This window comes from Capnocytophaga gingivalis (assembly GCF_002302415.1).
Classification (GTDB): Bacteria; Bacteroidota; Bacteroidia; order Flavobacteriales; family Flavobacteriaceae; genus Capnocytophaga; species Capnocytophaga gingivalis.
The window spans coordinates 558,869-570,821 of the sequence record NZ_CP022386.1 but is presented as its reverse complement, the minus strand read 5'-3'; the positions used below and the strand labels follow the sequence as shown (position 1 = coordinate 570,821).

11 protein-coding genes are annotated in these 11,953 nt (G+C 37.3%); 7 read left to right on the top strand and 4 right to left on the bottom strand.

Annotation, left to right across the window (positions count from 1 at the left end; genetic code table 11):
* Positions 1 to 4 precede the first annotated feature (4 nt).
* The 4 genes from CGC50_RS02765 to radA form a co-directional block, all read right to left on the bottom strand.
* Positions 5 to 1,330, bottom strand: a complete 1,326-nt coding sequence (locus CGC50_RS02765; protein WP_095909582.1) for an RHS repeat domain-containing protein — start codon at positions 1,328 to 1,330, stop codon at positions 5 to 7.
* 12 nt (positions 1,331 to 1,342) lie between these two features.
* Positions 1,343 to 2,515: a hypothetical protein gene (locus CGC50_RS02760; protein ID WP_095909581.1), complete on the bottom strand. Its 1,173-nt coding sequence runs from the start codon at positions 2,513 to 2,515 to the stop codon at positions 1,343 to 1,345.
* A gap of 12 nt (positions 2,516 to 2,527) precedes the next feature.
* A complete protein-coding gene (locus tag CGC50_RS02755; protein WP_095909580.1) occupies positions 2,528 to 3,538 on the bottom strand; it encodes a hypothetical protein in 1,011 nt (336 codons plus the stop codon).
* Between the two features lie 97 nt (positions 3,539 to 3,635).
* Positions 3,636 to 5,009 carry a DNA repair protein RadA gene (gene radA, locus CGC50_RS02750; protein ID WP_095909579.1) on the bottom strand — a complete coding sequence of 458 codons (1,374 nt, stop codon included), beginning with the start codon at positions 5,007 to 5,009 and terminating at the stop codon, positions 3,636 to 3,638.
* A gap of 222 nt (positions 5,010 to 5,231) precedes the next feature.
* Between radA and CGC50_RS02745 the strand changes: the two genes are divergently transcribed.
* Genes CGC50_RS02745 through trpA form a run of 7 tightly spaced genes read left to right on the top strand, consistent with a single transcriptional unit; the run spans position 5,232 to position 11,943 of the window.
* Complete coding sequence (locus tag CGC50_RS02745) at positions 5,232 to 6,512, top strand: anthranilate synthase component I family protein (protein ID WP_095909578.1); 1,281 nt, start codon at positions 5,232 to 5,234, stop codon at positions 6,510 to 6,512.
* The gene (trpD, locus tag CGC50_RS02740) at positions 6,509 to 8,152 is read left to right on the top strand and encodes an anthranilate phosphoribosyltransferase (RefSeq protein WP_095909577.1); all 1,644 of its coding nucleotides are present in this window, start codon (positions 6,509 to 6,511) and stop codon (positions 8,150 to 8,152) included. Before CGC50_RS02745 ends, trpD begins: the two co-directional genes overlap by 4 nt.
* Positions 8,153 to 8,166: 14 nt before the next feature.
* Complete coding sequence (locus CGC50_RS02735; RefSeq protein ID WP_040360252.1) at positions 8,167 to 8,604, top strand: hypothetical protein; 438 nt, start codon at positions 8,167 to 8,169, stop codon at positions 8,602 to 8,604.
* A gap of 15 nt (positions 8,605 to 8,619) precedes the next feature.
* Positions 8,620 to 9,348 carry an indole-3-glycerol phosphate synthase TrpC gene (locus CGC50_RS02730; protein WP_095909576.1) on the top strand — a complete coding sequence of 243 codons (729 nt, stop codon included), beginning with the start codon at positions 8,620 to 8,622 and terminating at the stop codon, positions 9,346 to 9,348.
* Positions 9,348 to 9,992, top strand: a complete 645-nt coding sequence (locus tag CGC50_RS02725; RefSeq protein WP_095909575.1) for a phosphoribosylanthranilate isomerase — start codon at positions 9,348 to 9,350, stop codon at positions 9,990 to 9,992. Before CGC50_RS02730 ends, CGC50_RS02725 begins: the two co-directional genes overlap by 1 nt.
* A 9-nt stretch (positions 9,993 to 10,001) precedes the next feature.
* Positions 10,002 to 11,189, top strand: a complete 1,188-nt coding sequence (trpB, locus tag CGC50_RS02720) for a tryptophan synthase subunit beta (protein WP_095909574.1) — start codon at positions 10,002 to 10,004, stop codon at positions 11,187 to 11,189.
* On the top strand, positions 11,182 to 11,943 hold the full coding sequence (trpA, locus tag CGC50_RS02715) for a tryptophan synthase subunit alpha (protein ID WP_095909573.1): 762 nt from the start codon (positions 11,182 to 11,184) through the stop codon (positions 11,941 to 11,943). The genes trpB and trpA overlap by 8 nt, the downstream gene beginning before the upstream one ends.
* Positions 11,944 to 11,953: the final 10 nt, after the last annotated feature.

Here is an 11,953-nt window from a genome sequence, read left to right as displayed (position 1 = left end):
TATTTTATTCGTAATAGGTAAATGTTCTTTCGTAAATATAGTTCTTTCCATTATTATATTTTTCTATTTTTATAATATTTTGGTACTTATCATAAGTATAAAATGTTTTTTCTATTGCTTTATTTCCTTTGTAAGTTATTTTAGAAAGCAAGTTATTGTTGTTGTCGTAAGTGTAGCTATCTTTATCTCTATAATCATCGTTCTTATAAATAGTTTCTATTAGGTTTCCTATTGTGTCATAATTATCTATCCAATATTCCTTTTTGTCTCCTGTATATAATAGCTCTGTCTTTATGACTCTGTCTTTGTTATCGTAATAATAGGTGTAGGTTTTTTTTATTTTATTTTGTTTGTAATCAAATGATTTTTTTATACGACCCTTTTCATCATATAAAATCTTCTCTTTGATATAATCATAATAACATCCATTAAAGAAACTTTTAGAAATAACTTTATTTATCAATTTTTTATTCTTGTAAGAATAAAAAATATGTACCTCTTCATCATCTCTATTATCATAAATTTCTATAAGTAAGTCATCTTTATATATAATCTTTAAAATAATTTCTTTTGTATCATCATCTTCCTTTGTAAAAAGAATAAGTCTGTTTTTTGCATCATATTCGTATTGTTTTACGTGTTTATAATCTGTTTTTATATAGTTTTCAGTCTTTTTTATAAGGTTTCCGATATGATTGTATTCAAATTTTGTATCAGTATATGGCTTATTATCAAGATAAAAAAGTTTCCTTAAAAGATTTCCTTTATTATCATACCAATAAAGAACTTGTCTCTTCAAAGAATCATTTGAGTAATAAGAGTTTTCTATAAGTTTTTGATCATTATTGTATTTATAAAGTTCTCTTCTATGGGAGATACCTGTATCAGGATCTTCTTCATAACTTTTTTCTTCAATGAGAAACCCTTTATCATTATATGAATAGGAGTTTTCTTCTATATAAGTTTCATCTTCACCCAAGATTTTTGTCTCTTTTGAATAGAGCAAACGGTCTTTTTCATTATATTTTTTTATTTCTTTATTCCAAATATTCCCTTCTTTATCATACTTGATAAATTCTATTTCATTTCCTCTTTCATCAAAGCCATAAGTATAATTTTCAACAAAATGTTCTCGTTTGATAGTATCTTTCAATACAGTTACAACTGTAGAATAGTGAGCTGTATGTACTTTTTTTACTTTTCCTAAAAGAGGTTTCTCAAAAGGATAAGCTAAGTCAGAATCTATTTTGTATTTTTCTACTTTGTTAGCTGTATTTTGTGCAACTATTACAGTAGTAATGAATAGAAATGGGATTAAAAGATGTTTCATTATTAAAATATTTTATTCATAATAGGTAAAAATTCTTTCGTAGATATTAGTTAGTTTTCCTTTATAATATTCCTCTATTTTGATACAATTTCCTATAGCATCATAATAGTAAAGTGTTTTTGGATTTCCTTTTTCCCTTTTCCAAGCTTTTTCTATAAGGTATCCTTTAGGAGAATACTTATTTTCCCATCTGGATTTTTCTTTTCCTCCCTTGTATAAAATACCTTTGATTTCTTTTCCGTTTTCATCATAGAAATAGTTTGTTTCTTGCTCTAAAATATTTCCTTGATATTCTAATTTTTTAATTATTTGACCTTTTTCGTTATATTTGGTAATAACTTTTCTATCTATGATATAGTCAATTCCTATTCCTGTATAGTAACTTTCTGTTTCTATAAGTTTTCCTTCTTTATAAGTGTACAATACGTAGGAATGATCATCATATTCTTTGATAAGTGTATTATTTTCATAAATTCTATTGGTAAGGATATAGGATTTTTCTCCTTTTTCTTTTTCTGTAATACGAATAAGATTTCCTAAGGTATCATATTCGTATATAGTAGTGGAATGTTTTTTAGGATTTTTCTCTTTTTCTTTTTTTTCGAGGAGTTTACCCTTAGCATCATAAGTATAGAGAGCAGTATAGAATAATTTGCCCTTATAATAGTCTTCCTCTTTGATTATATTGTCTTCCTCATTATAAAAATATAGAGAAACTTTTGAACCATAACGGTCTATGTCTTTTCTCTCTACAAGTAAGTTTTTATCATTATATAGATTGAACCTTTCTGCAGAGTGGCGAATACTATCTATTACATAAGAGATTTTTCGGTAGGTGAGACTGTCTGCCTTATTGAAAGTTTTTATCTCCCAGTCCATCAGATTTCCCAGTGCATCATAAGTATAAAAAGCTATATCATTACCTCTTTTATCAAAGTGATAGGTGTAGGTATAAGGATCAATTTTATTCTTATGGAAAAGATGATATACAGCAACAGGAGTATCTTCCTGATATTCTATCCTACAACCGACCGTATGCATCGTTTTTATCTTCCCACGAAGTGGTTTAGGGAAAAATTGGTCGTATTTTTCATTTGTTTTATAGGAAGTAGTGTCTTTGTATGTTGTATTTTGAGCAACTAAAGTACTACAAAAAAATAAAAAGGGGAGTAAATAGTTTTTCATAGTGTTAAAATTTTATTCGTAATAGGTAAAAGCTCTTTCATAGATATGGGATAGTTTGTCGTTGTAATATACTTCCTGCTTGATCCAGTTATTATGCTCGTCATAAAAATAGATTATTTTTTCAGAAAGACGACTATTATTTTCTTCAATCAAATTTCCTTTTTTATCGTATTGGTATGTAACATAAGAATTATATTGACTATCATCAGGAAAAGTATAGACACGTTTTATTTCTTTTCCTTTTTCATCATACTCATATGTTATGTTATTTTGTAATTTATGACTTATATAGACATCACAAGATATAGGAAGTTCTTTGTCATTGTGTGTATATATAGTTTCTGTATTTGTAAAATAACACCCTTCAAAACTGCTACTTTCTTCTTTTTTAGTTTTTAATTTTTTATTTTCATAGAAATAAGTATGGGTATAAGAATAGTTTTTTTCTCCATAATATTCTTCCATTAGTAAATCATCTTTGTAAGTTCTTTTGAAAATATTGAGTGTGTCTTCTCTATCGGTGTTTTTTTCTTTTACAAAAATAAGGCGGTTTTTGTCATCATACTTATATTTTCTTATATATTTGTAGTTTTTTTGAGTATCTTCATAGGTTTCTTCTATTTTATTGGCGTTTTTGTCATATTTGTAAGTATAGCTTCCTATCAAATCATTGTTTTTATAATATAATTCTTTTATAAGTAAGTCATTTTCATTATAGGAGTATAGAAATTTTTTCTCTTCTATGAGTTTGTTTGAATTATCATATTTATTAGTTTGAGTTATATTACCTTTTTCATCAAAAAGATAATAATATTCATGATCATAATTCTCACGAGTTGTTCTTATGATATCTCCCTTATAATCGTTTATAACCTTACAGCTAATAGAACTTAGAGATTTTACTTTTCCAAAAAAATCGCCTATTGTTTTATGTGTTTTTCTATTTTTTCTCGGTAAAGGATCGTTTTTTCCCCATATAACAATAGAGAAAAGGAATAAAAAAGGGAGTAAATAGTTTTTCATAGCGTTATAAATTAAAATTATCTCACAGAACGGAGTATTTTAGGTAAGGATTCTTTCCAAAACAACCAGTTATGAGTGCCTTGTCGGAATATTTCAGTTAGCCAAATAGGTGAGCGATGACCTCTTCTACTTTGGCATAAGTGATGACATTGATATTCCTTTTACCAGCGGTGAGCTTACAGTATTTGGAGATAAAAATGGTATCAAAACCGAGCTTTTCTGCCTCCGAGATACGTTGTTCTACTCGCTGTACGGGTCGTATTTCTCCTCCTAAACCTACTTCGGCGGCAAAGCAAAAGGTCTTAGGGATCGCCACATCTTCGTTGGAGGAGAGTATCGCCATAGCCACACCCAAGTCCGTGGAAGGATCATCTACCGAGATACCCCCTGTGATGTTCAGAAACACGTCCTTACTCCCTAAGCGAAAGCCTGCACGCTTCTCCAGTACCGCGAGGAGCATATTCAGGCGCTTAGCATTGAATCCTGTAGTAGAGCGTTGAGGGGTTCCATATACAGCGCTACTCACAAGGGCTTGTATCTCAATCATGAGTGGGCGCATACCCTCTATAGTAGCTACAATGGCGGTACCAGAACTGTTTTCATCTGTCTTGGAGAGCAGTACTTCGGAAGGATTGCTCACTTCTCTAAGGCCTGTGGAAAGCATCTCATAGATACCCAATTCGGAGGTAGAACCAAAGCGGTTTTTCAGCGCTCTGAGGATACGGAATACATGGTTGCGGTCGCCCTCGAACTGTAGAACAGTATCTACCATGTGTTCTAATATTTTAGGGCCTGCTATGGTACCGTCCTTGGTGATATGCCCTACAATGATCACGGGTACTCCTGTGAGTTTGGCATATTTGATGAGCTCTGCTGTACATTCTCGTATTTGGGAGATACTTCCTGCAGAGGCCTCTATATAGTCCGAGTGGAGGGTCTGTATAGAGTCTATGATAAGGATTTCAGGATCAAGTTCTTTTATCTGTTGGAAGATGTTTTGAGTCTTCGTCTCGGTAAGTATATAGCAGTTGTTGCGGGCATTGGTGATACGCTCCCCACGCATTTTGATTTGCTTTTGGCTTTCTTCACCCGATACATATAGGGTTTTGTAGGGCATGCGCATGGCAATCTGTAGCAACAATGTACTTTTTCCTATTCCAGGCTCGCCTCCTATAAGTACCACCGAGCCAGGGACAATCCCGCCCCCAAGTACGTTGTTCAGTTCTTGGTCACCACTGTCCAATCGCATTTCCTTTTCCGTGGTAATCTCATGCAGGGGAATGTATTTGTTAGTTTTCTTCGAGCGAGGAGTATCTGACTCATCGTCCTTTTTCCATTGGTGTTTTTCTTCCTTTTGGATTACTTCTTCCACAATGGTATTCCACTCCTTACAGGCATAACACTGTCCTTGCCATTTGCTATATTGAGCCCCGCAATTCTGACAGAAAAAAGCGGTTTTTGTCTTTGCCATTTTATTTTACTTTTAAAATAAATTTTTTAAGATTTCTATATGCAAAAATCTTGCCAGTTTCTTTACATAGAAGCTATTGGGGACAAAGATACGAATATTTATTGTTTGATAGCTTATGTTAGATAAAAAAATTATTTTCTTTCTCAAATGTATGAAAATTTTCTTGTTTTTCTTTAATTAATTTAATATCTTTGCGCCTTTAATCACTAACAACATGAAAATATGTTCTTAACTGCTCCTCCTCTTTTTTATTATACTTTTATCAAAGAAAGATATAAGAACTCCTACTTGGCCGAGGATGTCAATCAGGTGATTATTGGGATTGACTGTGATTACTTGGATGCCTACAAGTATAGTTATACCTCCTTAGAGCAATACCACCAAAGACAGAAATCTATTGCTCCTTTTGCAGGGCTTTTCGGGGTGTTCTCTTATGAGACTATTCATTTTTTTGAACAAATTCCTGAGAAAAGTCAAAAGCAATATGACTTTCCTGCTTTTGTTTTTGCCAACGCCAAGGCTTATCTGCACTATTCTAAGGTGAGCAAAGTATATTCTTTTTATGGGGATGAGCAACAGTATTTCCACTTCTTAGAAGAAGCTACCGTTCAAGAGAATCCTACAGGTCCTGAGGTTTTCTACCAATTGCATACAGATCTTGCACAAGAGCGGGCTCATTTCTACCAAATGGTAGAGAAAGCCAAAGAGTATATACGCTCTGGCGATATTTTCCAGGTGGTACTAAGTGAGCAGTTATCTTTGGAAAGTAACTTGGATTCATTAGATTTCTATCGTTATTTAAGTCAGGCCAATCCTTCTCCCTATATGTTTCACTTTCCTACTCCTTATGGCGAGGTAGTAGGCTCTTCGCCTGAGATTCTGGTAGATATCACAGGTAGTCAGATTCATATAGCCCCTATAGCAGGCTCACGTCCACGTGGGAAGGATGCTAATGAGGACTTGCGGTTGGAACAGGAGCTATTGGCTGATCCTAAAGAGTGTGCCGAACATCGTATGTTGGTGGATTTGGCGCGTAATGATATAGGTAAATTCGCTCAAAAGGGTTCTGTGGTAGTCAAGGACATGATGCAGATACTTCGCTACGAACATATCATGCATATAGAATCCCATGTGTATGGTGACAAGCGAACAGAAGTGTCTCCTTTTGAGGTGATTTCCATCGTCTTTCCTGCAGGAACCCTCAGTGGTGCTCCGAAAATACGGGCTATGGAGATTATTAATGAATTAGAATCTTTTAGGCGCAATGTCTATGGAGGGGGTATCGGATTTCTGCATTTCAATGGCAATGTACAATTGGCCATAGTTATACGTAGTGCCTTCTTTGAAAAAGCCAATGCTGAGAATGAGCAAGTATCAAAGGTCTTTATCCAAGCAGGAGCTGGCATTGTATATGACTCGGTTTCGGAGAAGGAATATGACGAGATCTGTCATAAGCGGGCTTCTGTACTGAATGTATTTACTAAAAATTGCAAAGAGAAATGATACTACTGATAGATAATTACGATTCTTTTGTATTCAATGTAGCACAATATCTCCAGGAACTCACAGAAGAGGAGGTCAAAACAGTGCGTAATGATGCCATTACATGGGAGGAGATCACAGCTCTAAATCCCTCTCGCATCGTACTTTCCCCAGGACCAAAGCATCCTAAGGATAGTGGAATTTGTTTGGAGATTCTTCAGAAAAACACCACTATTCCTGTCTTAGGAATTTGCTTAGGACATCAGGCTTTTGGCATGGTCAATGGGGCAGAAATTAAGCGTATGGAAATGCCGCTACATGGGAAAACCTCTGCTCTAAGGGTAACTGATGATAACACCTTACTCTTTAGAGGGTTGCCTAAGCAGTTTCAGGTAATGCGCTACCACTCTCTCTATGTAGGAAAGGAGCAACTTCCTGAGAATATTCGTATTACAGCTCTTTCAGACGATGATATCATTATGGCTTTAGAACATAAGGAAAAGCCTATATATAGTATACAGTTTCATCCCGAATCATTCTTTACTGAGTATGGCAAACATATTATTAAGAACTTTATTACCTATACTCAGAAGCTACAGCCCTCAGTGGCTGACGACCATGCTCAAGAGAAGGCAAGAGCCAATGAGGTATTCAAGACAGCACTGAAGAAGTTACAGGAGAATATTCCTTTAACCGATGGAGATTTCAAGGAAATTTGTGAGGTTATCCATACCAAACAGTATGATATCGTTCAGTTAGGGGCTCTTTTGGTTTTAATTTCTGAAAAGAGTCTCTATCCGGAATCCTTAACAGCTTTTGTAAGGAATATTTTAGCCTATAGTACCACCTTTGCCGATGAGAGTCCTATGATAGACCTCTGTGGTACAGGGGGAGATGGCCTCAAAACAATCAATATCTCTACTACAGTAGCCTTTATTGTAGCAGCTATGGGGGTGAAGGTAGCCAAGCATGGCAATCGCTCAGTAACCAGCCAGAGTGGTAGCTCCGATGTATTAGGTCAGTTGGGTATTCCATTGGAAAACAATCTTTTAACCCAATTGGAACACCTACAAAAGGAACACTTGGCTTTCTTCCATGCACCTTTCTTCCATCCTTTGGTAGGGGAGGTGAAGGAGGTAAGACAAAGGCTTGGTATACGTACAGTATTCAATGTATTAGGCCCTCTATTACACCCCAATGCCAAGCTCAAATATCAGCTGGTAGGTCTCTACCACGAGCCTGTACAGCGCTTATATGCCGAGACACTCCAGCTATTGGGCAGGAAACATGCCTTGGTCGTAAGGGGTAATGATGGCTTGGATGAGATTACCCTCTGCGATGAGACTAAGATAGTAGAAGTCAAGGACGGAAAGATCCTTGAATATACCATCGCTCCTGAGATGTTTGGTTTCAAAAGGGCTTTCCATGCGGATATACAGGGAGGCACCCCAGAGGAAAATGCCGAGATACTTCTAAGAACGCTCAAAGGAGAAGAGCAATCACCCAAGTCGGATATAGTGATTCTTAATGCTATGTTTGCACTCTATACAGCTGACTTTGTCAAGCACCCTGCCGATGCTAAACCTCTTATTCAGGAGGCTATCCGAAGCGGAAAAGTGTATGAACACTATCTTAAAATGATTAATGCCAACAAAGAGTAATCATTTCAGAAATAATGAGACAAAAACTACTAAAATACGTACTATTTATAATGGCTATCTTTGTAACAGATGCTGTTTTCCTATTCTTATCCATGAAGGATTATAAGGATAGTATGTCCTCCTCTTGCTTAGAATGCTCTTTTTGGAAAGATATTTTTGTATTTTTACTTATAGGAATGGGTGTTTTGGCTATACTACTCACTATTTTATTTAGAATAGTGAAAAAAAGAGGGTATTTGTATGGGCTGATTTTGATTTCTCTATTATCCATATTCTATAGTATTGATTATATGCTCTTTGTAGATAGAGTAGCCGCTTGGAGTACTTACTCTCTAAAGGAGACATGGATTACCATATTTTGGGATTCTTATAGGTATTTTCCTATGCTTATGCTTATATATGTTCTTCTGACAAATAGGCTCATTAAAGAAATAGAAAGCATTAATAATTAATAATTAACAGTTACTTTGGATATACTATCACAAATAAAACAGCAAAGAGACCTCCAACTCCAGCGGGAGCTGGCCTCTGTGGCGCGTCCTTCTTTCCATAAAGCGCTGTCACAAGAAGGCATACGTATTATAGGCGAGATCAAGCGGGCTTCTCCCTCTAAGGGACAGATCGCACTGGAGAATTTCGACCTCTTAAAACAGGCAACTCATTACGTGGAGCATGGAGTAGCGGCTTTTTCTATCCTAACGGAAGAGGCTTATTTCAAGGGAGATAACACTTTTATTCCCCAAGTGGTGGAGGCTTTTCCTAAAGTGCCAATCCTTAGAAAAGACTTTATCTATACTCCTTTTCAGGTAGCACAAGCTAAGTTCTTAGGGGCTTCTGCTATCTTGTTGATTGTCAGAATGCTTTCTGATGAGCAGTTACAAGCACTACATGCCTTGGCCTATGACTTGCAAATGGATGTATTGGTGGAGGTACATGATGAAGCTGAACTGCAGAGAGCATTACGTATTCCTCAGCTAAAGATATTGGGAATTAATAACCGTAACCTCAATACTTTTGAGGTTTCCCTGCAGACTACTGAACGTTTGCTTTCTTTGATTTCCGAAGAACAACGCGCTCCACTCTTGGTGGTAAGTGAGAGTGGCTACCTTAGTAAGGAAGATCTACATTATGCTGAGACTCTTGGAGTGGATGCACTTCTTATAGGGGAAGCTCTCATGAAAGGACTTTTATTCTGATGGAAAAAACAGCTTTGAAAATATGCGGTATCCGTAGTTTGGAGGAGATACAGGACTTGAAGAACTTGCCCATTGATTATTTTGGGTGTATCTTTGCTCCAAGGAGTCCTCGCTGTGTATCATTGGCATTAGCCAAAGAAATTACCGAGATAGCTCATAGCGAAGGCAAGCAGACTGTAGGAGTCTTTGTAAATGCTTCACTTGAGCAAATCGCAGATACAGTGAACCTTACAGGGATAGATGTGGTACAACTCCATGGAGAAGAATCTCCAGATATTTGTAAGATGCTGACAACAAAAGGGATAACGGTATGGAAGGCATTTTCTATAAAGGATAAGCTTTTACCTATGGAGGACTATTTACCCTATATGGATTTACCTCTGTTGGATACTAAGGGGGTATCCGAAGGAGGCAATGGATTGGTTTTCAATTGGCAACTATTGGAGAGGCTTACACCTTACAGCTTTATCTTGGCAGGAGGAATCTCTGCAGAGAATGTACAAAAGGCACTTAGCTACCAACCTGCGATCATAGATGTCAATAGCAAAGTAGAGCAGGACAACCGAAAGAGTCGTCAGCTTATAGAAAAGCTGATAAAAGAAATGGAGAAATATAGGAGAGGAATAGAGAAATATAATAAATAAACTAATAATATGACAAATAAAGCCTATTTTGGAAACTTTGGGGGGCAATATGTGCCTGAAACGGCCATGTTTGCTCTCATAGAGTTGGAAAAAGAATATGAAAAAGCTAAAAATGATCCTTGTTTTCAGGCAGAATTGGAGGATTTGCTTAAGAATTATGTAGGACGCCCAACACCCTTATACTATGCAAAGAACCTCAGCGCACACTACGGGCATGATATCTTTCTTAAGCGGGAAGATCTTAACCATACAGGTGCACATAAGATCAACAATGCTTTAGGACAGGTACTCTTGGCCAAGCGTATGGGCAAGAAAAAGGTGATTGCCGAGACAGGGGCAGGTCAGCATGGAGTGGCTACCGCCACCGCTGCTGCCCTCTTAGGATTAGAATGTGAGGTGTATATGGGAGCTGTAGATATGGAGCGTCAGCAGCTGAATGTCTTCCGGATGGAGCTCTTGGGTGCCAAGGTGGTGGCTATAGAGGACGGTCTCAAGACCCTCAAAGAGGCTACTACAGCGGCGATACAGTCTTGGGTAGCTGAGATAGAAACTGTTTTCTATGTGATTGGTTCAGTGGTGGGACCTCATCCTTACCCTACTATAGTGAGAGATTTCCAGTCCATAATAGGTCGTGAAGCTCGTAAGCAACTAGCTACTCAAGACAGACATGCCGATCATGTTATCGCTTGTGTAGGAGGAGGAAGCAATGCTATAGGTATCTTTGCAGGCTTCTTGGACGATCCTGCTACTCAGCTTTATGGGGTAGAAGCCGGAGGTGAAGGGATAGATACAGACCGACATGCGGCTACTCTTACTCTGGGGCGAGAGGGAATTATTCACGGGATGAAAACCTATGTTCTGCAGGATAAGTACGGCCAGATAAGCCCTGTACATTCTATCTCTGCTGGCTTAGATTACCCAGGTATAGGCCCTGAGCATGCCCATCTGTTCCAGACTAAGCGAGCTCACTATGCTCCTATTACCGATACTGAGGCTATGGAGGCTCTATTGCTCACGACTCGTAAGGAGGGAATTATCCCCGCTATAGAGAGCGCCCATGCTTTGGCTTATCTAAGCAAACTCTGTCCGACGCTTCCTAAGGATAAGAAACAAACTATTGTAGTGAATGTATCGGGTAGGGGAGACAAGGATATGCACACCGTTTTTTCAATCTTAAAAGGAGAAAAATATGAATAATAATAGTATAAATGCAGTATTCGCAGCAAAAGAAAAGGTCAATATAGGCTATATTGTAGCGGGTTATCCCAATGTGGATTTTACTAAGGCGTTTCTCTCTCAGCTTGATAGAACTGCTATAGATATCTTGGAAATAGGCATTCCTTACTCTGATCCCTTGGCCGATGGTAAGCTCATCTCACAGGCCTCCTTTGCTGCTTCCCAAGCAGGAGTAACCACCGATACCGTTTTTGACCTGCTCTCTTCGGTAAAAGGGCAGGTGCATAAGCCCTTGGTCTTCTTGGTTTATTACAATTTGATCTTTGCGTATGGGATAGATGCTTTTTTAGAGAAATGTGTAGCGGTAGGTATTCGAGGATTGATTATTCCAGACTTGCCTTATGAAGAAGCACAAGAGTTAGTAGAAAAGCTTAGAGCACATCATATAGCCTTTATTCCATTGGTAAGTGTAACCTCACAGGGGCGTATTGCTCCTATTGTCTCTTTGGGAGAAGGTTTTGTATATGCAATTGGTTCCTTAGGGGTTACAGGAAGTAAGCAGGTGGATCTACCACGTCTCAAGGAGTTTATTACTCAGGTAAGAGCACAGACTTCCCTTCCCGTATCTTTAGGTTTTGGCATCAAAACCCATGCCGATGTAGAACAGATGCGGCAGTATGCTGATGGAGTGATTGTCGGTACCAGCATTGTCGCTCTTACCTCCTCGGGCGACCTTGATCAAACCATTACTCAGATAAATACACTTTTTAAATAATTATTAATTG